At 62.4% G+C, this 23,002-nt stretch carries 13 protein-coding genes and 2 pseudogenes; 13 read left to right on the forward strand and 2 right to left on the reverse strand.

Annotated elements, in window-relative coordinates:
• Positions 1 to 3 precede the first annotated feature (3 nt).
• From BLT64_RS02655 to BLT64_RS02670, 5 genes are all read left to right on the forward strand, one after another.
• On the forward strand, positions 4 to 309 hold the full coding sequence (locus BLT64_RS02655) for a hypothetical protein (protein WP_011747857.1): 306 nt from the start codon (positions 4 to 6) through the stop codon (positions 307 to 309).
• Between the two features lie 415 nt (positions 310 to 724).
• The gene (locus BLT64_RS26190) at positions 725 to 889 is read left to right on the forward strand and encodes a hypothetical protein (protein WP_156876264.1); all 165 of its coding nucleotides are present in this window, start codon (positions 725 to 727) and stop codon (positions 887 to 889) included.
• Positions 890 to 1,089: 200 nt separating this feature from the next.
• Positions 1,090 to 1,638 (forward strand): hypothetical protein, encoded by a 549-nt coding sequence (locus tag BLT64_RS02660; protein WP_041529860.1) that lies wholly within the window; start codon positions 1,090 to 1,092, stop codon positions 1,636 to 1,638.
• A 65-nt stretch (positions 1,639 to 1,703) separates the two neighbouring features.
• Entirely contained in the window at positions 1,704 to 2,120 is a 417-nt protein-coding gene (locus BLT64_RS02665; RefSeq protein ID WP_011747854.1) for a hypothetical protein, read from the forward strand.
• Complete coding sequence (locus BLT64_RS02670) at positions 2,113 to 2,757, forward strand: DUF8835 domain-containing pootine (RefSeq protein ID WP_074810303.1); 645 nt, start codon at positions 2,113 to 2,115, stop codon at positions 2,755 to 2,757. Before BLT64_RS02665 ends, BLT64_RS02670 begins: the two co-directional genes overlap by 8 nt.
• 11 nt (positions 2,758 to 2,768) lie before the next feature.
• Here BLT64_RS02670 and BLT64_RS02675 read toward each other — a convergent pair whose 3' ends face one another.
• A complete protein-coding gene (locus BLT64_RS02675) occupies positions 2,769 to 4,313 on the reverse strand; it encodes a Fic family protein (RefSeq protein WP_041529859.1) in 1,545 nt (514 codons plus the stop codon).
• Between the two features lie 234 nt (positions 4,314 to 4,547).
• On the opposite strand from BLT64_RS02675, the gene BLT64_RS02680 reads away from it, so the two are divergent.
• The 4 genes and pseudogenes from BLT64_RS02680 to BLT64_RS27710 all read left to right on the forward strand — a co-directional run.
• Entirely contained in the window at positions 4,548 to 8,870 is a 4,323-nt protein-coding gene (locus BLT64_RS02680; RefSeq protein WP_011747851.1) for a strawberry notch family protein, read from the forward strand.
• Positions 8,870 to 9,904, forward strand: a complete 1,035-nt coding sequence (locus tag BLT64_RS02685; RefSeq protein ID WP_011747850.1) for a DUF7146 domain-containing protein — start codon at positions 8,870 to 8,872, stop codon at positions 9,902 to 9,904. The genes BLT64_RS02680 and BLT64_RS02685 overlap by 1 nt, the downstream gene beginning before the upstream one ends.
• Positions 9,905 to 10,260: 356 nt before the next feature.
• Complete coding sequence (locus BLT64_RS02690; RefSeq protein WP_011747849.1) at positions 10,261 to 11,187, forward strand: DUF2493 domain-containing protein; 927 nt, start codon at positions 10,261 to 10,263, stop codon at positions 11,185 to 11,187.
• A 301-nt stretch (positions 11,188 to 11,488) separates the two neighbouring features.
• Positions 11,489 to 11,539: pseudogene (locus BLT64_RS27710) on the forward strand (hypothetical protein); the annotation flags it as partial.
• Between the two features lie 58 nt (positions 11,540 to 11,597).
• Here BLT64_RS27710 and BLT64_RS26195 read toward each other — a convergent pair.
• Positions 11,598 to 11,756 (reverse strand): annotated as a pseudogene (locus BLT64_RS26195) (IS481 family transposase); the annotation flags it as partial.
• A gap of 420 nt (positions 11,757 to 12,176) precedes the next feature.
• Here BLT64_RS26195 and BLT64_RS02705 point away from each other — a divergent pair.
• The 4 genes from BLT64_RS02705 to BLT64_RS02720 all read left to right on the forward strand — a co-directional run bounded on the left by BLT64_RS02705 (position 12,177) and on the right by BLT64_RS02720 (position 23,001).
• The gene (locus tag BLT64_RS02705; protein ID WP_011747847.1) at positions 12,177 to 13,064 is read left to right on the forward strand and encodes a BrxR family helix-turn-helix transcriptional regulator; all 888 of its coding nucleotides are present in this window, start codon (positions 12,177 to 12,179) and stop codon (positions 13,062 to 13,064) included.
• A 63-nt stretch (positions 13,065 to 13,127) separates the two neighbouring features.
• Positions 13,128 to 15,050 (forward strand): GmrSD restriction endonuclease domain-containing protein, encoded by a 1,923-nt coding sequence (locus tag BLT64_RS02710; RefSeq protein WP_011747846.1) that lies wholly within the window; start codon positions 13,128 to 13,130, stop codon positions 15,048 to 15,050.
• A complete protein-coding gene (locus BLT64_RS02715; RefSeq protein ID WP_074810305.1) occupies positions 15,051 to 20,228 on the forward strand; it encodes a DEAD/DEAH box helicase in 5,178 nt (1,725 codons plus the stop codon).
• 1 nt (position 20,229) lies between these two features.
• The gene (locus BLT64_RS02720) at positions 20,230 to 23,001 is read left to right on the forward strand and encodes a DEAD/DEAH box helicase (protein ID WP_074810308.1); all 2,772 of its coding nucleotides are present in this window, start codon (positions 20,230 to 20,232) and stop codon (positions 22,999 to 23,001) included.
• Position 23,002 lies beyond the last annotated feature (1 nt).

A 23,002-nucleotide genomic window follows, 5' to 3' on the forward strand; every position in this document is an offset into this window, starting at 1 on the left:
CCGATGTCCGCACATGTTGATATCGACCAGGTCTTCCGCGAGGACAGTGCCAACCCGCCATCCGAACGCACGCTGCCCTGGGAGGAAACCTGCGACGGCATCACCGTAGTGGTGGAGCCGAAGCCGCATTGGGCGGACGACATGCGCGCCTTCCGTCTCGAAGCCCGCGAATATTGCCGCTATGCCGATTGGACCGCGAACGGCGGTCATGCCCGGTTCTACGGTCATATCGACACCAGCGGTGACGCCGTGATGATGAGCGCGCGCGCCATGATCGCCCGCGAGATTGCCGATGGGCTCTGGGACTGAAGGCCCGCTCATGTCTGACGGTAGCCGCCCCCGTCGTCCTGTCATCGGCCTGTATGGCTCCAGTTCCAGCTTCACCACGGTGCCGCTCATCATGTTCGGCATCGGTGTCCGCCCCCGTCCTCGAACACGCTCCTGATGCCAGCGCGGCGGCAAGGCTGGCCGGGCGGGGCATCTGCAAGGGGGTATCCGGCGCCTGTCGGATGCAAGACACCACCCCCGCTTCCATTCGCTAACCTTGGTCTGATCCGTCTCTTTGACATTCAACCCCGGAGGGGTCGGCTTACGCATACGTGCCGCCCTCGGGGATTCGGAGCTAGTCCGAATGCCCGAGGGTGAGTGCAGATCCGGTCAGACACGTCGGGCGCCTGTCGCGCGGGGGATGGTCCCCCGCCTCCAGAGACAGGAGCCAATCCCGATGTCCTATGCAGATGCCACCGCTTTCGCTGCCAGCCTCGCCACCACGCTGATGGTCGTGATCGTCGTGTTCCAGGCCGGGGACGGAACCCACGGCGCCATGCCCGCCGACGAGTTTGACGGCGATGAGGACATGGTGAAGCTGGAACTTGATCCATGGGCCTGAGGCGCGAAAGCGCCTCACCCCAAACGGCCCGAACGCGGAGACCCGCGCTTCGGGCTTCCAGTGCCTCTCGATGGTCCCCCGTCGTCGGCAGCGGAACCGGGAACAAGCCCGGTCAGAGAGGAAGAGTGCGGGCCTTTCGGCCGTGACGGGTTGAGGGCCGGAGAGAGAGGCTCACCGGCGCCCGTCATGGAGTGATCCCGATGACCTTTGCCCGTTCCGAAACCTTCTGCTCCATCGGCCAGATTCTGGCGGCCGATGTTCTGCCCGCGCTTTTTCGGTCGCATAAGCTGCCGCTACGCATCTCTTGCCTCGGCACCGCCAGCTATGACGCCAGTGACGCGGCGAATAGCTTTGATCGCGTGATCCCGCTTGGGGAATGCCCGTCACCGGAGGAGGCCATCGAGGCCGCAGCCTTGCGCCTGTCGCGCGGTGATATTTGCACGGGGCCGGACAGTTTTCCGTATTTCCAGCCGCGCATCATGCTCATTCAGGACCGCGATCAGCGTCTGGTCCTGGGCGGCGAAATCCGCGCCGGCATTATCCTCTGGCAACAGCCGGTCGCATCCGATGGCGAGGCACGCAGGATTGTGACCGAGGCCAGCCGACTGCGCGGTATGGCATTCCGAGCCACGGAGCCCGGTGATGCGAGACGGCTGCGTTACCGCGCCGCTGCGCTGGAGGCACGGTTGGTTGATCCCTTTTGGCGCGAGACCGCGGCCGATCTGCTCCGCCTGCCGCAGGCCGCCTGAGCTTCACCCTTTCCATCCCATCCGGCCCGGTTTCACGCCGGGCCATGTCATGCCCGGAGACCATCATGGCCGACTATTTCACCCATTTCTCCTGCCTGCTTGACGTGGGCACCCCCGAGCAGGCCGCCCGCGCGCTCGATCTCTACAATGCGCTCTCGGATGAAAATGGCGCTGAGGATCCCCCTTCGGACGGGTTTCAGCTTTCCATTCAACCCGAGCATGGTGGCACTCAGCTCTGGATGCGTGATGACGTCACCGGCGATCCCGAGCATGTCATCCAGTTCGTCAAACGCTGCGCCAGGGAGTTCGGGCTGACGGGTCTATGGGGAATGCAATACGCCAACACCTGCTCGAAGCCGCGTGTGGACGGGTTCGGCGGCGGGGCGCACGTCCTCGATCTCGCCACCGGCGAGACGGTGGACTGGATCTACACGGACGGCTGGCTTTCCACCGTGCTGGGGGGAGGCAATCCCTATGAGTGAGGTCATCGAGATCACTGTCTATCGCCTCGACGAGCTTTCCGATGCAGCCAGGGACAAAGCCCGCGTCTGGTATCGTGAGGGTGGCTTCGACGATGACTGGTACGATGCCGTCTATGAGGATTTCCAGCGCGTCGCCGAAATCCTCGGGCTGAACCTCAAGACCCGAACCGTCCGGTTGATGGGCGGCGGGACTCGGCAGGAACCCTGCATCTGGTTCCGAGGCTTCTGGAGCCAAGACGATGGCGCCTGCTTCGAAACTTTCTATGCCTACCGCAAGGGTGCCCCACGTCTGATCCGGGAATATGCGCCTAAGGACACCGAACTGCACCGCATCGCCGATGCCCTGCAGGCGATCCAGCGGCGCAATTTCTACCAGCTTCGCGCCGAGGCCGGCCATCGCGGCCATTATTGTCACGAATATTGCATGGGGATCTCGGTCGAGCGTGACAGTCCGACATATCAGGACATGACCGCCGATGCCGAGGAAGGCGTGATCGAGGCGTTGCGCGATCTAGCTCGCTGGCTCTACCGCCAGCTCGAGCGCGAATACTACTATCTGTCCTCGGATGAGGTCGTCGATGAGGCCATCATCGCCAACGGTTACACCTTCACCGAAGCCGGCCACCGGTTCGGGTGAGGAGTCTCGTCTCAGAACTTCTCCCGCAACTCCGCATAGATGGCTTCGATCCGGTCGGCCTCTTCGTCGGCCAGAGCGGCGAATTCCTTCGCTCTGGCGCGTCCGGAAAGCCTGCCACCGTTCTGGTGCAGGAAGCGAAACAGCAGGTCGAGCACGCGGTCCGGCATGTCGATCAGGCCCGAGACGCGGGACTTGAACCCGTCATAGGCACGCAGGAACCGGGTCTCTGCTGGCAGGTCATGGTCGATTGTCTGGGCCACGCAGGCGAAGAGGAATTCGGCATGGGGCGTGGCATCGAAGAAGCGATAGAAATCGCCGGTGTCGTTCAGCACCTCGACGTTACCGCGATCGGTTGGGCGCCAGCTGACATGGGTCAGTAGTCGACGCGAATAACTCTCGAGCACCTGTCGGTAGGCCTCGATCCGTTCGAGGATCACCGCCGACACCGGGAAGACTAGCCCGGGCGGATTGAAGCCGCGTGCAGCAAGCACGTGGTGGATCAAGTAGCGATGGAGGCGCCCGTTGCCGTCCTCGAACGGGTGGATATAGACGAAGCCGAAGGCGAGGCCGGCGGCCGCCAGAACAGGGTCGAGCCCCGGGGCGACGTCGCGGTCGAACGCTTCGAGCCCGGCGATCAGCACAGGCAGGTCTTCATGCCGGGCGCTGACGTGATCGGGGAGGGGCGCGCCGGTCGCGCGGTCGTGCTCGCCAATGAAGCCGCCCTCCTGCCGCAGGCCCAGATGGACGAAGCGGGCATCGCCGATGACGATGCGTTGCAGGCGTTCCAGCTCTGCCCGGTCAATCGGATGCCGCCCGGCTTCGCCGATGATCTGGCCCCAGCGCCGGATGCGATCCTGGGGCGGGTTCTCGCCTTCGATCTGGAAACTCGACCGTGAATCCTTGAGCAGCAGGAAGGCCGCCGTGCGCGCCAGCAGATCGGCGGGCACCTCGGCCAGCACCGCGCGGGCCTCGGCTGCCAGATCACGGGCGATGAACGCCTCGATTGCCGCTGTGCGGAAGATCATCGGGCAGAAATCCGGGTTGCCGGGCAGGTTGTTGCGGACCCGGTGGCGCGGCGAGGGGGCGCCCTCTGCATCCCATTGGAGCCTGGCATCGACCACGGGCGCGTAATTGCCGCGTGTGGCGTCGGGCAAATCCAATTCCCCGCCGAGGAGCCATTCGTAGAGGAACCAGATCCTGCGCGCGTAACTGCCCGTCGGGGCAGCCTCGACAATGGCCTGGATCGGCTCTGGCCCGGTTGCCTTGAACAGCCGCTTGAGAACTGCCAGATCCAGCCCCTCGTAGCGCAGCGCGAAGGTCAGATGACCGATGAGGCTCGCCTCGGGTTCATGGCGGGGCGTGTAGAGGCGCCAGCCGTCGGCCGCGTAGACCTTGTGACGTGGGCCGATGGCGGAAAGTGTCCGGGGCAGGGGCGTTGCGAGCGCATAGGCATCGATCAGCGCAGCATAGCCCGCAGGTGTGGCCTCCTCGGGGAGCCAGCGCTCGTGAAAAACGGTTACGGCACCTGAAAACGGATTCCTTTGCGCCTGTTCCATGAAATTCAGTTCTTGGCCCCGATGATTGATCTTAAGTCGGTGTATTTCATGAATATCGATTACGATCAATGAGGCCTTGCGAAAGTTGATGGCGGAGCGCTGTCGCCCCCCGCATGGGCGGGGCGATGGGGCTTGTGATGAAGAGTCAGAGAGGGGCCGGGACGGGTTGAGTCCGGGTGGTCGAGAGAGAGCACTGTCCGGGCTTGTCCCTCCCGCTCTCCGAGGATCCCCGACATGAACATCTCGTCTCCCGTGACCGATCCGGTCACGCCGCTCGGCGCCGCACCCGCGATCCTGGCCGCCGCCAATCTCCTCCTTCCCCATCTCGAACGCGGTCAACGCGTCGATGCTGCGATCCTGCGCAGCGCCATGGAAACCGCTTTCGGTGCGTCCGACGCCAGTGGTGCCTGGGACTGGAAGCTGGCCTACGAGGCCTGCGAAGTCGCCACGGTGCTGTTCCTGCGCAAATACGGAAAGGCGCTTTTCCGCAAAGCCGCCTCTCCGGTTTCCCGGCTCGCGCTGCTGGAGAAGATCGCGGGGTTGCTGCCCACGCAGACCCGTCGCTCCGACGAAAGCCAGAGCTTCCAGCAGTTCAGCACGCCTCTGCCTCTCGGCCTTGCTGCGCTGTCGGCGGCCGGGATCAGGCCTGATGACGTGGTGCTGGAACCCTCGGCCGGCACCGGCCTGATGGCGATCCTGGCGCAGGCTGTCGGCGGCTCGCTGATCCTCAACGAGCTTGCCGAGACCCGCGCCGATCTTCTCTCTTCCCTCTTTCCGGCCCTTCCCGTCACCCGGTTCGACGCCGCCCAGATCGACGATCACCTGGCCACGAACGCCGTGCCGTCGGTGGTGCTGATGAACCCGCCTTTCTCGGTCATGGCCAATGTCGAAGGGCGGATGGCGGATGCTTCCCTTCGCCATGTTACCTCGGCGCTGGCCCGGCTCGTCACCGGCGGCCGCCTGGTGACGATTACCGGGGCAAACTTCGGACCGGAAGCTCCAGCCTGGCGCGATGCCTTCATGCGCCTGCAGGACCGCGGCCGCGTGGTCTTCACCGCGGCGATCGATGGCGCGGTCTTCGCCAGACATGGCACCCGCATCGACACGCGGCTGACGGTGATCGACAAGCTGCCCGCCGACGATCCGTCCCGCTTCCCGGGCTCTCCGGGGATCGCGCCTGATGTTACCACGCTGATGGGTTGGATCGAGGCGCATGTCCCGAAGCGTTCGCCGGTATCATTGCCGAAGATCGTCGTGCCCGCTTCGACCATCGCACCGAAAACCGTGCGAGGCTATTTGGCCCGCGCGACAGCGGCGCGGCCTGCCGCTGCTCCTGCCAACGATCCCGAGGGCGTCGAACTCGCCTATGAGACCGTGGACTGGACGCCACCGGAGGGCGCTCGCCTGTCCGATGCCATCTATGAGGAATATGCGCTGCAATCGCTTCGCATTCCCGGCGCCGCGCCGCACCCGACCAAGCTGGTGCAGTCCGCCGCCATGGCCTCCGTCGCACCTCCGAAGCCCTCCTACCGGCCGATGCTGCCCGCCGACATCCGTACCCGACTCTCCAACGCCCAACTTGAAACGGTGATCTATGCCGGTGAAGCCCATGTCGATCATCTCGCGGGTGCCTGGATGGTGGATGAGCATCTCGACAACGTGAGCGCCGCCGCCGAGGATGCTGCCAGCGCTGTCCGTTTCCGCCGGGGCTTCATGCTCGGTGACGGCACCGGTGCCGGCAAGGGCCGCCAGTCGGCCGGCATCATCCTCGACAACTGGCTGCGCGGGCGGCGCAAGGCGGTCTGGATCTCCAAATCCGACAAGCTGATCGAGGACGCGCAACGCGACTGGTCGGCGCTCGGCATGGAGAGGCTGCTGGTCACGCCGCTCTCGCGCTTTCCTCAAGGCGCAAAGATCACGCTCACGGAAGGCATCCTTTTTACCACCTATGCCACGCTACGCTCCGACGACCGGGGCGAGAAGGTTTCCCGCGTCAAGCAGATCGTCGAATGGTTGGGGTCCGATTTCGATGGAGCCATTATATTCGAGGAAAGCCATTCCATGCAGAATGCCGGTGGCGGAAAAGGCGAACGCGGTGATGTCGCCGCCTCGCAGCAGGGACGTGCGGGCCTGCGGCTTCAGCACGCGCTGCCCGATGCCCGTGTGGTCTATGTCTCTGCGACCGGCGCCACCACGGTCCACAATCTCGCCTATGCGCAGCGCCTCGGCCTCTGGGGCGGTGAGGATTTTCCGTTCCAGACCCGCGCAGAGTTCGTCGAGGCGATTGAGGCCGGCGGTGTGGCGGCCATGGAAGTGCTGGCCCGCGATCTGCGATCTCTCGGCCTCTATACCGCCCGCTCACTCTCCTATGATGGCGTCGAGTATGAACTGATCGAGCATCAGCTCACGGATGAACAGCGGCGCATTTATGATGCCTATGCCGGAGCTTTCGCCGTCATTCACAACAATCTCGATGCGGCAATGCAGGCCGCCAATATCACCGGCAGTGAAGGCACGCTAAACCGGCAGGCCAAATCCGCCGCGCGCTCGGCCTTCGAGAGCACCAAGCAGCGTTTCTTCGGCCATCTGCTGACCTCGATGAAAACCCCGACGCTGATCCGTTCGATCGAAGCCGATCTGGCGGCGGGCCATGCGGCCGTCATCCAGATCGTCTCGACCGGCGAGGCGCTGATGGAACGGCGGCTGGCCGAGATCCCTGCCGACGAATGGAACGATATTTCCGTCGATGTCACGCCGCGGGAGTATGTCGGCTCGTACTTGCAGCATTCCTTCCCGGTGCAGCTTTATGAGCCCTTCACCGACAGCGAAGGCAATTTGTCCTCGCGGCCGGTGTTCCGGGACGGTCAGCCAGTCGAGAGCCGCGAGGCCGTCGCCCGGCGCGACGAGATGCTCGAACAGCTCGGCTCGCTGCCGCCGGTTCCGGGCGCGCTCGACCAGCTCGTGCAGCGCTTCGGCACCGACCTGGTGGCGGAGGTCACAGGGCGGTCCCGGCGGATCGTGCGCAAGGGCGATGGTCCATCGGCACGCCTGGCCGTCGAGAACCGCGCGCCCTCCGCAAACCTGGCAGAGACCTCGGCCTTCATGGATGACCAGAAGCGCGTTCTGGTCTTCTCTGATGCCGGTGGCACGGGGCGCAGCTATCACGCGGACCTTTTGGCGCGGAACCAGCGCCTGCGGGTGCACTACCTGCTGGAGCCGGGCTGGAAGGCCGATGCCGCCATTCAGGGGCTGGGCCGCACGAACCGGACCAATCAGGCGCAGCCACCGCTCTTCCGGCCCATCGCCACGGATGTGAAGGCCGAGAAGCGGTTCCTCAGCACGATCGCCCGTCGTCTCGACACGCTGGGTGCGATCACGCGCGGGCAGCGCCAGACCGGCGGCCAAGGCCTGTTCCGGCCCGAGGATAATCTGGAATCCGCATATGCCCGCGATGCGTTGCGCCAGCTCTATCTGCTTATCGTGCGCGGCAAGGTGGAGGGCTGCTCGCTTGAACGGTTTGAAACCGCCACCGGGCTGAAGCTGATGGATGCGAACGGCATCAAGGACGAGTTGCCGCCGATCACCACCTTCCTGAACCGTCTGCTGGCGCTGACCATCGAGTTGCAGGGCATCCTGTTCTCGGCCTTCGAGCAGCTTCTGCAGGCTCGGATCAACGGGGCAATTGCATCCGGCACCTATGACATGGGGCTGGAAACGTTGAAGGCAGAAAGTTTTATCGTCACCGACCGGCAGGTCATCCACACCCATCCGGGCACCGGCGCGGAAACGCGGCTCCTGACTCTGACCGAACGCAAGCGCAACCAGCCGGTGACGCTGGATGCGGCACTGGCGGAACTCGACGATCCGTGGGCGAAGCTGCTCATCAACGAGCGGTCAGGACGGGCGGCGGTGCAGATCCCGACCACCAGCGTCATGCTCGACGATGGCGAGATCGAACGTCGCGTCCGGTTGATCCGGCCGATGGAAGCGATGAACATCCCCGTGCGGGCGATGGGCGAGACCCATTGGGTCGAGGCCGAGCGCGCTGCCTTCGCCTCGGCATGGCAGGCCGAGATGGACGAAGTGCCGGAGTTCACCGACAGCATCCTGCATATGGTGACCGGACTTCTGCTGCCGATCTGGAAGCGCCTGCCGCAGGAGTCCTCCCGGGTCTACCGGTTCCAGACCGACGAGGGCGAACGCATCATCGGTCGCCGTGTCTCGCCGGCTTGGGCGGCGAGCGCCTCGGCCAGCGGCGTCAGCAGCAGCCTGACACCAGATGCGGCCTATGCCGCACTGATCGAAGGTCGCACGATCCTCGATCTTGCCGAGGGTCTGCAACTGCGACGCGTCCGCGTCATGGGTGCGAACCGGATCGAACTGACCGGCTTTACCGACACGATGCGCGACCGACTGCGGACCTATGGCCTCTTCAGTGAAATCACCTCGTGGAAACTGCGCTTCTTCGTGCCCGTCGATGCAACGGGACCGGCGATTATCGGCAAACTGCTCGACCGTTTCCCGATCGAGCGCATTTCCGAGCGGGAGGCCGCGTGATGGCACGTCTCAACGCTTCCGAGCTGGCGCAGCGTCTTGGTCTCCAGGCCGAGGCGGTGTGCCGCCACTATCTCTCGAATGGGCGCAAACAGGGCAATTACTGGCAGGTTGGGGATGTGCGAAACACGCCCGGTCGTTCGATGTTCGTCCGTCTGACCGGGCCGGAGGCCGGTAAGGGTGCGGCTGGAAAATGGACCGATGCCCAGAGCGGTGAGCATGGCGATCTGCTCGACGTGATCGGTGAAAGCCTTGGCCTCATTGACTTCGCCGACATTGCCGAAGAAGCGCGCCGCTTCCTCAGTCTACCGGATCCTGAACCGGTGCTGCAATCCCGCAGGGCCCAAACACCGCCAGTACCATCGGGATCGTCCGAAGCCGCCCGTCGCCTCTGGCGCATGACGCAGCCGCTCACCGGCGGTCTCGCAGAGACTTATTTACGGACACGCGGCATTGCGGATTTACGCGGAACCGCAAGTCTGCGGTTCCATCCCAACAGTTACTGGCGGCCCGAGGACGATGGCCCGACCGAAACCTGGCCGGCCATGATCGCCGCCGTCACCGACCTCGACGGCAGGATCACCGGTGCGCATCGCACCTGGCTCATGCGCGACGGTTCCGGCAAGGCACCTGTCGATCCGCCGAGGAAGGCGATGGGAGACCTGCTGGGAAACGCCGTCCGGTTTGGCGGGGCGCAGGATGTTATGGCGGCAGGCGAGGGGATCGAAACCATCCTCTCGCTGCGGCAGGCATTGCCCAGGATGCCGATGGCCTCCGCACTTTCGGCCGGGCATCTCTCCGCCATCCAGTTCTCCCCGCATCTGCGCAGGCTCTACATCGTCCGCGACAACGATCCGGCAGGTGACGCCGCGCGGGACAGCCTGGTGGACCAGGCCATCGGAGCCGGGATCGAGGCCATCACGCTCTCGCCCATGCTGGGAGATTTCAACGACGATCTCGTCAGCTTCGGCCTGGAGGCGCTTCGGGCGCAGATCCGGGTGCAGATTGCCCCTGAGGACGTCAGCCGTTTCATATAGCGCGCACAATAGCCAGAGAGGGCCGTGCTCGGGGATGACCGATCCCGCCATGGGCAAGGGGTTGGGGCACCTCGGCAAGGGGACCGCGCCTTGGCCTTCTTGAGAGGGCGAGCAGCCCACAAACGCTCCGGCCCGGCAATGGCGGCGCCCGACTGATTTCCGTCGGCGGCCCGCCACCCCACGCGACAGGTCGCGTGGGGACCCCGTCTCCCCCGCCTTTACAGCGCGAAGCAAATCAGCCGGGCTTTGCCATCAAGGCCCTCGCAAAGAGCTCGGGCTGCCAGACCGGAGCGCCCGTGGGCTTGTCGTCGCCATGAAGGCCGCGACGGTCGCGGTCCAGCCGAAGGACACATCCCATGTATGCCCATGACGAATTCGAACCCGATCACAGCACGTCTCCCACTGCCCATGTCATCGAAGAGCTCGAACTCTATGGCTATCGTCCCGCCGAGGGCGAGGCTGATCCCCGGATCACGCCCGAGGACACCGCCATCCAGGGCGCGGTTGCCGACATCTTCGATGCTCTGATTTCCACCATGGCCGACACCAGCCTCGATTTCGACCTAGACGAGATCATGTGGTCCACGGTCAACACCTTCCACCGCGCCGTCGAGCGGATCGAACGCAAACTCGATGACAACGAGCAGGCCCAGAAGCGCCTTCAGCGCGAACAGGACGGAAGCGAGGTCAAATCCGTCCAGTTGGAGACCCTGATCGGTATCGGCCAGAGCCTGATCGAGCGCCGCGACAGCATCGAGACCTTCCGCGACACTGCCGCCGACCTCTTCCTGCGCAGCACCGGCACGCCCTGGTCGCCGCGCTCCGGTTCACGGGTCAACCATCGCCAGATGACCTCGGCCATGATCGACAGCCGCGACTTCCTCGCGGCCAAGCGCAGGGTCGACAATGAGGTGCTCTTGCCCGCAGGGCCGAAGATTGCCTTCTCGGGCGGGGACACCACTGATCACCGGCTGATCTGGGACAGGCTCGATCAGGTTCATGCCAAGCACCCCGATATGGTCCTTCTGCACGGTGGATCGCCGAAAGGTGCCGAACGCATCGCGGCCACCTGGGCCGACAATCGCAAGGTGCCGCAGGTCGCTTTCAAACCGGACTGGGCGAAACACGCCAAGGCTGCGCCGTTCAAGCGCAACGACCGGATGCTCGACACGATGCCGATCGGGGTCATCGTCTTCCCCGGCACCGGCATTCAGGAAAACCTCGCCGACAAGGCCCGCAAGATGGGCATCCCGGTCTACCGACTCGCAAAGGGCAGCGCGTGAGCGCTGCACCGATTCAAAATGGCCGCGCAGCTTCCTGCATACGTTACGGTGGGCGGTGAGCCGACATTCTCTGCCTGTGCGAACATGCCCTTGTCAGGACATGGAAGCGGACATTCCGCCAGGATCACCCCGCCCGGCCCGGCGCGACCTGCACGGAGGACGGCGTCCGGACATTCTCTGCGGGCGCGAACGAAAAAGCCCGTGCGCAGAAAGCCGACATTCAGAGGAGGCCGAACTCTGACACTTTACTGCACAGATTATCGCCATGCTTCAGTGTCCCAAGGAGGCTACAGTCGCCGAGATGGTCGAGGCCACCGTATGCTTGACCCCTACCGCCCACGGTTCGATCTCAGGTGACCTGAAGACGAAGCTGGGCCTGCACATCGCCGCCGAGAAGGTCGAGAGCAGTTCCACTCATAGAAGCTGGTCCGGTTCAGCCCCCGCTGACGACAGGCCTCGGCGACGTTGCCAAGCTCCTTCGCCAGTTCCAGCATGCTCAGGCGGCTCTGCGCCAGCTTCGTGTCCGCGTCCCGTTTCTGCGGCGTCGCAGCGGTCGATGTGCGTCCCATGATCGAACCCTCCTATCCATGAATAGCACGGAAAGAAGGTTAAGTGGACACGTCATCCGTTCTTTCTCCACTGGCTCAAAGCTCGCCTTGAAGAGACCAACTGATACGACCGTTACTTCTGGCAATTTTTTGCCAGAAGTAACATGCTTCCTGAAGGGGAAGGCAAGAGGCAAGTAGTCCGATGACAGTGAAGATTGCAGTGCCTCGGATCGGAGGGAGGGCTGAGTTCGCTGTACGTCGAGCAGCTCTCTGAGCCGGAGGCTGGCCCGCCAGGAAGAAATCAGTGTCAGCCAAGGGTATGTAGCGCAGTTACCCGCAATTTCGATTGCCCGCTTTCCTCCCCTCAGTTAGCGTCATCGAGAGCACAGAAAATGGGTCCGCATAGTTTGCGGGTCCACCGATCTGGCCCGGAGGTGATTTTTGGAGAGCGACCGGTCGGAACTTCGCTGGGGTGTCGAGAAGCGCCTCGAGTTCATAGAGTTCCGCCTGTTCTGGGAGGGACATGTGAACCGCAGCGATCTGATGGACCAGTTCGGGGTATCGGTGAACCAGGCGTCCACCGACCTGAACCGCTACATCGGCTTCGCGCCGGACAACATGGTCTACGACAAGAGTGCGCGAACCTATGTACGCGGCTCCGAGTTCAAGCCGCAGTTCCTCGAGCCCGACGCGAGCCGCTACCTTGCACAACTCCGATCAGTCGCTGACGGGCTCCTCGACCGCGAGGACGCTTGGATCGCCAACCTCCCGCCCTACGCGGCCGCCCCTACGCCAGTTCGTGGGGTCAATCCGGCGACGCTTCGTTCGGTCGTTGGCGCAATCCGTCGGTCCGAGGCGATCGAGGTAAAGTACCAGTCCCTGTCCAGCCCCGAGCCGCGCTGGCGCTGGATCGCCCCCCATGCCATCGCGTTTGACGGTTTCCGCTGGCACACTCGGGCGTTCTGCCAAACCGACGATTGCTTCAAGGGCTTCCTGTTGTCTCGAATGCTTGAGGTTCGAGGCTCGGGCGAAAGCGACAAATCGGCCGGCGACGATCACGACTGGCTTGCCGAGGTCACGCTGGAGGTTGGGCCACACCCCGATCTCTCGGAAACACAAGCGAAGGTTATTGCCCTCGATTATGGCATGCGCGGCGGCAAGGCGAAGATCAAGGTGAGACGTGCGCTCCTCTACTATGCGCTCAAACGCCTCGGTCTAGATACCGCCCCCGAAGCGCGCGCGCCCCAGGACCAGCAGATCGTGCTGATCAATCGCGACGAGATTTTCAGTGGCATTCGAGCAGCTGGCGCTCCGGAGGGTTCGAAATGAAGCCTTCTTCGGACATCGCGTCCAGTTGCCAGAAGCCAGCAAGTTCATTTGAGGAGAGCCAGATTGGGTAAACAAGCGGCATTCAAGACCAACCCGGTCAGCTTGGAGGAGCTTCTCCGTCAGTGTGGGAACGGCAAAATTCAGTTGCCGGATTTCCAGCGCAGCTGGGTGTGGGACGAGGAACGGATCAAGGGGCTGATCGCCTCGATCTCGCAGGCGTTTCCGGTCGGCGCCTTGATGACGCTCGAGGTGAAGCCTGGTGCGGCTGATACCTTCGCACGCCGACCAATCCAGGGGGCGGATGCCGCAGTTGGCGACGACGCACCGGATCAGCTCGTGCTGGATGGCCAGCAGCGCATGACCTCGCTTTATCAGACCTGCTTGCGCCGCGAGGTGGTGCAAACGGTCACGCCTCGCCTCAAGCTCGTGAAGCGCTGGTTTTACACCGACATTCGAAAAGCAATGAACCCGGCCGAGGACCGCGAAAACGCCATTGTCTCAGTACCGGAGGATCGGCGGATCAAGTCGGACTTCGACCGGAAGATCGACCTCGATCTCTCCACGCCGGAACTCGAATACCAAAACCTCATGTTCCCGCTGAACCAGGTTTTTGACTGGGACGAATGGCAAGACGGCTTCAACGAATACTGGCTGGAAAACGACCCGGAGACACGCAAGCTCTTCAAGCCGTTCAAGGATGAGGTCCTTCAGAACTTCAAGGCCTACCAGCTGCCCGTAATCGCATTGAGCCCCGACACCTCCCACGAGGCCGTCTGTCTGGTCTTTGAGAAGGTGAATACCGGCGGCAAGCCGCTCGACGCATTCGAGCTTGTGACAGCGATGTATGCAGCCCGCGGCCATCGCCTGCGGGACGACTGGCTCGGCGCCGACGGCCAGCCGGGGCTGCAGACCCGGCTTCAGCTCTTTGGGCGGGCGGCCGAACAGAAGTTTGGCGTGCTGGAGAAGGTCGCTGCCACCGACGTGCTGCAGGCCATCGCCCTCCTGCATGGGGTCGAGACCCGTGCGGCCGAAATCGCCGCCGGGCGCAAAGAGACGGAGCTGTCCGCAGTCCGGGCCACGCGTCAGTCGCTCCTAGACCTGCCGCTGGAGGCGTATCTGAAACACCGTGCTGCGGTCGAAGAAGGGTTCAAGACTGCGGCAAAGTTCCTCCGGCAGAACCACATCTATCGGGTCATCGATCTGCCCTATCAGGGCCAGCTTGTCCCCTTTGCCGCGATCCTCGCCATCATCGGGCCGAGGTTCGACCACGCTGCAGTGAAAGACCAGCTCGCCCGCTGGTTCTGGTGCGGCATTTTTGGCGAACTCTATGGCTCGGCCATCGAGTCCCGATTTGCCAAGGACGTGCTCGAGGTGCCCGCATGGCTGGACGGTGGCCCCGAACCCAGCACGATCACCGATGGCCGTTTCCGACCGGAACGCCTGCGCACCCTGCGCACCCGCCTGTCGGCCGCCTACAAGGGTATCCACGCCCTTCTGATGGCCGAAGGCGCGAGAGATCTTCGCTCCGGCCAGCACTTCAAGGACACGGTATTCTTTGACGAGTACGTCGATATCCACCACATCTTCCCGCAGGACTGGTGCAAGAAGCAGAAAATCGAGCCGAAGGTCTTTGACACCGTCGTCAACAAGACGCCGCTCAGCTACAAGACCAACCGCATTCTTGGCGGCGTAGCTCCATCGGTCTACCTGGAACGACTGGAAACAGGCGGAAAGGACAACCCGCCGATCGCCCGCGAAGCGCTTGACGATTATCTGGCGTCTCACGGACTGGATCCATCCTTGCTGAGGGCGGATGACTTCGAGGGATTCATGGCGGATCGGGAGACGCGGCTCCTTGCCATGATTTCAAAGGCAACCGGGCATGCGATCGTCAGGGCAGATTCCGTGCCGGAGGAAGGCGAGGACGTTCTCCAGGACGACGAAGGCTTCGATGTTCCAAGCCCGGACACCGAGGAGGCCGCCTGAATGAAAGCGTTTGAGTTCGACCATCAATTGATCCGTGCTTACGAGCACTTTTCGCGTTCATTCAGCGCAATTCGGGCACCCGACCTGAAATCCGAGATCGATGCCCAGTACGACGCCGGAAAATTCTGGCCGGATGCCCTCTTGTCTCTAAACCCACGCTTCATGGCGGGGCCGACGGTCGATGAACTTGTCGCCACGGGTGATCTCGACGACGGCACGGGCAAGGTTTTCCGGTTTGGCACCACGCCTCTTCGCTTTCACCGGCACCAAGCCGAGGCGATCGCGAAGGCGAAGCAAGGAAAGAGTTATGTCGTCACAACCGGTACGGGTTCGGGGAAATCCCTTTGCTTCTTCGTGCCGGTTGTCGACTCGATCATCCGAGCGCGGCGCGCAGGAAAGCCGCGTCGCACGACGGCAATCATCGTTTACCCCATGAACGCACTGGCAAACAGCCAGATGAAGGAGATCGACAAGTTCATCGCTGGTTCCGGTTTGCCCGATGAGCTCAAGCCGGTGGTCAAACGTTACACCGGTCAGGAAAGCCGTGAAGAGCGGGAGCGCATCGCTGCCAATCCGCCCGACATTCTCCTGACTAACTACATGATGGCAGAATTGCTTCTGACGCGTCAGGACGACCTGGACTCGAAGGTCGTCTCGAACGCGTCCGGTCTCGAGTTCATCATTCTCGACGAACTCCATACCTATCGCGGGCGCCAAGGTGCCGATGTCGCGGTCCTCGTTCGACGCCTGCGGGACAGGTGCTCGCCGGACAAGGAGCCAATCTGCATTGGGACCTCGGCAACGATGGCCTCCGAGGGATCGGACGAGAGCCGCGCACTTGCTGTCGCGAAGGTAGCGTCTCGTCTGTTTGGCACCGACATTGGCCCGGACGCGGTCATCGACGAGTCCTTGCAGCGCGCGACCGATGACGCCCTGAAGACCGAGCACGTCCTTGGCGCTTTGAAGACGGCCCTGACGCAGCCTTTGCCGGACGCACTCGATGACGAAACCCTAAAGCGCCATCCGCTCTCGGTTTGGGCCGAACTCGAACTCGGATTGGACGATGGGCTTGAGCTTCGCAGGAAGAAGCCGATCCCTTTTGAAGAAGCCGTTGAAAAGCTTTCTCTGGCCAGTGCGGTCGATGCAGAAACCTGCCGAGACTATCTCGAAAAATTCCTGACCCGGGTAAGCCTGCCGGAGATTGAGCGCGGCGGCATGAAGGACGGAGCCTTTCTCGCCTTCAAACTCCACCGGTTCATCTCCGGTGCCGGTGAAGTCTTTACGACGCTCACGGCCAGGCCGCGTCGGATCCTCCTTGAAGGGCAGCTCGAGGACCCCGAAGCCCCTGGAAACCGCCTCTACCCCACGCGGTTCTGCCGAAACTGTGGCCAAGAATACCATGTCGTGACCAAGGTCGACGATGATGGGAGCTTGCGCTTTCTGCCTCGAAGCATCGACGACACGCCGCTCGACACTGAAGAAGACGAGGTCGCGGGGTATCTCTGTCCGGTGACGCCCGGCGATACTGACTTCCAGTTCACAGGCGAGCTTGAGGGTTACCCCGAAAGCTGGCGAGAAGAGAAAAACGGCATTGAACGGCTGAGAGGGTATCGCAAGAAGCGTATGCCGGTGTCCTACGTCGTCGGTGCTGATGGTCGCCACGGAGCGGGCGGAAACGATTTCTGGTTCATCCCGGGAAAGTTCGCGTTCTGCCTGTGCTGCCATGACGAACCGACGCAGGGGATGCGTGAGCGCAGCAAGTTGGCGGGTCTGTCCGGCGAAGGGCGAAGCTCGGCAACAACCTTGCTGGTCGCCAGCGCCCTGGAGTGGATGAACAAACCTGGCAGCGGCGTACCCGAGACGAAGCGGAAGCTTTTGGGGTTCACGGATAACCGTCAGGATGCAGCCCTGCAGTCTGGCCATTTCAATGACTTCCTGTTCGTAAGCCTGTTGCGCGGAGCCATCCTTCGCGCGGTCATTGCTGCTGGCTCAGGTGGGCTCGCAGAAGATGAGTTCGGCCTGCAGGTGGTGAAGGCGCTCGGCTTTACTGCCGCCAACAAAGAGGCGCGCCAGCATTGGCTGCTGGATTCGAATGCTGGTGCCATCATTCGCGAAGACGCCCAGCGATCGCTCGCGAAGGTACTCGCCCACCGTGTCTGGACGGACCTGCGTCGCGGTTGGCGCTTCACCAACCCCAGCTTGTCTGTCCTGAACCTGATCGACGTGAACTTCCTCGGCCTCGAGGAAATCTCTGAAGATCGCGAGCGCTTCATGGCCATCCATCCAGCGCTGGGAGACCTCAGCCTCGAACAGCGGCAGGCAATTCTAAAGGCGATTTTGTCCGCGATGCTTGAGGGCCTGGCTGTTCAGACCGAAGCCTTGGACCTGACTGTCCTCGACGGCGTGGCCCAGAAATCCCGAATGCTGCTTCAGGCACCTTGGGCCATTGACCAAAAGGAAAATCCGCGAGCGCGGTCCTCGCTTGTCCTGCGCGCGGGCAGCAAAAACGTCGTCACGCTGCGTGAAGAACAAACGCTTCTTCGGGCAGGTCCCAATTCGCGGATCGCACGGCTCGTGAACCGGAAGTCGGTTCTAGGCATGAAGCTGAACAAGGATGAGTACTACGAGTTCATGGAAGGGATGCTTGTCTTCCTGAGCGAGGAAGGGCTGCTGGTGCCTGTTGAACTCGATAGCGATGTGACGGGCTGGCGCCTGTCACCATCTGCGGTTCGGCTTGTGCCTGGACCGGCTCTCGATGATGAAACCCACTGCGGCAACCGATATTTCCACGACCTTTACACCGCGATTGCCAGTGACCTTGGCGACGGGCGTAGTTCCTACTGGGGGCTGGAGGGACGCGAGCACACGGCTCAGGTTTCGCAAAAGCAGAGAGAATGGCGTGAATGGCGGTTCCGTTTCGAGCAGGACGACATGGACCATCTCGCGACCTCGGAGTACCGAACAGAAATTCGGGCGACCGGCGAGTCAGACCGGTTCCTGCCAGCGCTGTTCTGCTCTCCGACTATGGAACTCGGCGTTGATATTTCCGCCTTGAACGCCGTCTACCTCCGCAACGTACCTCCTACACCGGCGAATTACGCGCAGCGCGCTGGCCGTGCCGGTCGCTCGGGCCAGGCCGCGGTTGTCGTGACATACTGCGCCTCGGGATCACCGCATGATCAGTATTTCTTTGAACGGCGCAACGATATGGTGGCCGGTGTCGTGCGGCCGCCAGCACTCGACATCACGAATGAAGAGCTGGTCCGATCGCACCTGCACGCGGTGTGGCTGGCGGAAGCGAAACTGGCGCTTTCTCCCGACATCCCAGAGATTCTGGACCTTCACGGGGACAAATTCCCGCTGAAAGAAGACGTTCTGGAGGTCATCTCGAAACCCGCTCTGGTCTCGCAGGCACGGGGACCGATGGCGCGTGTCTTGAAGCAGATTCTGGCGTCCGACGGAGGGCAAACCCCGATCTGGATGGACGATCCAGACGAGTTCGTTCTTCACACGGCCATGAATGCCCCAAAGGAGTTTGACCGCGCCTTCGACCGTTGGCGGGAGCTTTATAGCTCTGCCAGGACGCAATTGGCTGAGGCCAACAAGCGTTCGGAGATTACGGGGCTATCGGGAGCCGACCGGCGCAAGATCAAGGCTGCGCAAATGCAGGCCCAGGATCAGATCGCCATCCTCGAACAAGGCAAAGCCTCGAATGGGTCCGATTTCTATTCATATCGGTATCTGGCGACTGAGGGCTTCCTGCCCGGGTACAACTTCCCGCGCCTGCCGCTCTACGCGTTTGTACCAGGCGAAGGCAAGACGGGGTCATTCCTTTCCAGAGCCCGCTTCCTCGCCATTTCCGAATTCGGCCCGCGCAGTCTGATCTATCATGAGGGCCGCGCCTACCGGGTCATGAAAGCCAAATTGCCGCCCGAGGTGCGTCAGGGCGACGGGTCGGAGTTGGCGACCAAGGATATCTACATCTGCTCCAACTGTGGTGCATCGCATGAGGGCGAGGTCGAGCGTTGCCATGGGTGCAACAACCATATGGCGGGTGAGGTCCCCATTAAGAAGACCCTGCGCATCGACAACGTCGAGGCCGCCCCGACTGAGCGCATCACGGCGAACGATGAAGAGCGCGTTCGGCAGGGCTTTGACATCCAGACCGTCTTCTCCTGGCCGAAGAAGGATGGGCAGGTCCAAGTGACCAACGCCAAATTCGTCTGTGGCGAGACCTCCCTCTTGGCCCTGCAATACGCCAATAGCGCAGAAATCAGCCGACTGAACAAGGGCTTGAAGCGCCGAAAGGACCAGACGGTTTTCGGTTTCCACATCGATCCGAGGTCCGGATACTGGGCGAAATCCGACGACGAGGACAGCGACACGGACGTTCCGCCGGACGTGGTCAAGCCGGTTCGCATTGTTCCGATTGTCCGCGACAGAAAGAATGCCCTGCTGTTCCGCTTCGAAAAGCCGGAGCAGTATGAGCCCGAGACAATCGCGACGGTTCAGCATGCGTTGCTGCGCGGAATCGAGGTGGTTTTCCAATTGGAAGAAGGCGAAATCCTCGGTGAACCGCTGCCCGCGAGGGACAACCGTCGCGCAATCCTTGCCTACGAGGCAACGGAAGGCGGCGCCGGCGTGCTCACGCGCCTGATTGATGAAGGAAAGGCAATCAACGAGGTGGCGAAGACCGCACTGGGTTTGATGCACTTCGAGAATGTCGATGCTGCGATTGCGGCGGGTGATGCGGATCTGTTGCAGGAGAAGAAAGACGGAAGCTGTGTTCGCGGCTGCTACCGTTGCCTGCTGTCCTATTTCAACCAACCGGACCATGAACTGATCGACCGCTCGAGCTCGGAAGTGACGCAATTCCTGATCGATCTTGCACGCGGCACGATTTCCCGTGCTGCGAAGCCGACCGCTGGAACGGTGGCATCACCATGGATTGAGGCATTCAGCGCCGCGGGCATCCCCCAAATTGATACGATGCCCGCGAGCTTTGGTGGACGCGAATTCGAGTTTGTTTGGCGCGCATTCGCGGTTGCCGCGACGACCGCTGACCTGACAGCGGAAGCTGAGGCAGACGCGATGAACAAGGGCTGGGTCGTTTTTGGATTGCCTTCGGCGCCGTCGGAAGGACTGCCGGATGGCTTCATGAAGAATTTTGAAGGTTGATATGACTGTGAATTTTACTCCTGGAGATCTTGTCAGAGCGCGCGGCCGTGAATGGGTTGCCTTGCCGACATCCGGCGAGGGCCTGCTCGCCCTGCGCCCCCTCTCGGGCAATGAAAACGACATCGTGGTTCTTGCCCCGGATCTCGAGCTTACACCGGTCGAAGCCGCTCGTTTCGACCTGCCTGACGATGCGCGCACTACCGTGCAGTCCAAGGCTGCCCTTCTTGCCGACGCGTTGCGACTGACTCTCCGCCGAGGGGCAGGTCCCTTCCGATCCGCCGCACAGCTCGCGTTCGAACCTCGGACGTACCAGCTGGTCCCGCTTCTCATGGCCCTTCGGCTTCAGGTCCCGCGGCTGTTGATTGCCGACGACGTTGGCATCGGCAAGACCATCGAAGCGGGCCTGATCCTCCGAGAGCTGATGGATCGCGGAGAAGTCGATGCGTTTTCGGTGCTCTGCCCTCCGCACCTCGTGGACCAGTGGATCACCGAATTGAAGGATCGCTTCGGGATCGATGCTGTTGCCGTCACCTCCGGGACTGCCGCACGTTTGGAGCGCAACCTCCCATTGGCGCAAACCCTTTTCGATGCCTATCCCTTCACGGTGGTCAGCCTTGACTATATCAAAGCCGAGAAACGCCGGGATGGGTTCGCCAGGGCCTGCCCGGATTTCGTTATCGTAGACGAAGCACACGCCTGCGTCGGGACGCACAAAGGAAAGCAGCAGCGTTTTGACCTGCTCCAAGGCCTTGCACGCGACCCTGAGCGTCGGTTGATCCTGCTGACAGCCACGCCGCACTCCGGGGACGAGGATGCGTTCGCTCGGCTACTGTCGCTGATCGACAAGGAATTCGGGACCGTCAACTTCGACAACCAGAAATACCGCGAGCGCCTTGTCAGGCACTTTGTTCAGCGGCGGCGCGTCGACCTGGTCGAGGGCGACTGGGATGAGAACCGCTCGTTCCCCAAGCACGAGACGACCGAATACTCGTATCGCCTGAACGACGAGCATCGGGCCTTCCAAGAGGCCGTGCTTGATTACTGCTTCTCGGTCGTGTCTCGGGCTGGAGACGCGCAGAAGGATCGCCGGCTTGCCTTCTGGGGCACTCTGGCGCTGATGCGCTGTGTCGGATCGTCACCCGCAGCCGCCATGAGCGCGTTGCGAAACCGGGCTTCCAATGAAGACGAGCGCCTCGAGCCGCAGATCTACGACGAAGATGGTGATGATGAAGACGCCGTGGACATCGAGCCAAACACCGTCTTCTCAAATGATCCCGCTCTCCAAGGGCTTCTCGACAAGGCCAGCGAACTTCTGACGGCCGAAGATCCCAAACTGAACGCCCTCATCAAGGCCCTCAAACCCTTGATCAAAGATGGTGCCAATCCCGTCGTCTTCTGCCGCTACCTCGCCACTGCCGAACATGTGAAGGAAAGGCTTCGTAAGGCCTTCACCAAGCTGAATGTACAAGCCGTGACAGGTGAACTGACGCCGGACGAACGTCGCGATCGCGTTGCCGAAATGGCGGCGGAAGAAGGTTCCACCAAAGATCAGCGCATCCTTGTCGCCACGGACTGCCTGTCGGAAGGGATCAACCTTCAACAGCTGTTCGACACCGTGATCCACTACGACCTTTCCTGGAACCCGACGCGCCATCAACAGCGCGAAGGTCGCGTGGATCGTTTCGGACAACCCGCCGAACTCGTTCGCTCGATCATGATGTTTTCGCCCGACAGCGCCATCGACGGCGCCGTGTTGGACGTCATTCTCCGCAAGGCAGAAGAAATCCGTAAGGCGACGGGCGTGACTGTGCCTCTGCCCGAGGAGCGGGGACCGGTCACCGATGCGCTGATGGCGGCAATGATGCTCCGCCGTGGTGGTGGCAGTCACAAGCAGCTGACGTTGGACCTGCAACTCGGCGACGGTATCCAGGTGATGGAGACCCGCTGGCGCGACGCAAGCGAGAATGAAAAACGGTCACGTGCCCGGTTTGCACAAAATGCCATGAAGCCGATTGAAGTCGCTCCTGAATGGGACAAGGTGAAGACCCTCCTTGGATCGCCAGCGGAAGCGCTCGAATTTCTCGAGCGCGCGATGTCTCGGTTTGGGGTGCCCCTCGAGAAAAAGAAGTCGCTGCAGTTCGCTCACGTGCATGCCCTTCAGGATAGCCTCAAGGAAAAGCTGGAGCAGCGTGGGCTGAAGGGCTCTCTGAAACTGGCCACGCAGGAACCCGTGCCCTCAGGCGCTTCGCTTCTGACCAGAACCCATCCGCTGACGTCGTCCCTGGCAGAAAGCCTGCTTGAAGCCTCTCTCGACACCGAAGCGCTGCCGGATCTGGGCATCGGTCGTGTCGGGGCTTGGCCGTGTGCCGCCGTCACTCAGATGACGCGTGTCGCTCTCTTGCGTATTCGCTACAAGCTCACCGTTCATGCTCGGCGTGAGCGCCTCCTGCTGGCAGAGGAAGCCGCCCTTGTTGCCCTCGACAGTAACTCGGTGATTGCCTCTGGCAGCGAGGCGCGCACGCTGCTTGCCTCTCCCGCGACTGCTGATTTCGCGTCTGTCGCCCGCGACCGGATGATCAATACGGCGAAGGCGGCCCTTCCTGACCTGCTGGGCGGCCCGATTGCCGATTTCGTCCAAAAGCGTGCCGCGGAGCTGGTTGAAGACCACGCCCGCCTTCGTGCTGCCGCCGGTTCCGCGTCGCGTGTCAGTGTCGAGCCGATAATTCCCCCAGACGTCATCGGCCTCTTCGTTCTTGTTCCGGGGGAGGTGTAAT

The sequence above is a fragment of the Paracoccus denitrificans genome (genome assembly GCF_900100045.1).
Taxonomy (GTDB): domain Bacteria; phylum Pseudomonadota; class Alphaproteobacteria; order Rhodobacterales; family Rhodobacteraceae; genus Paracoccus; species Paracoccus denitrificans.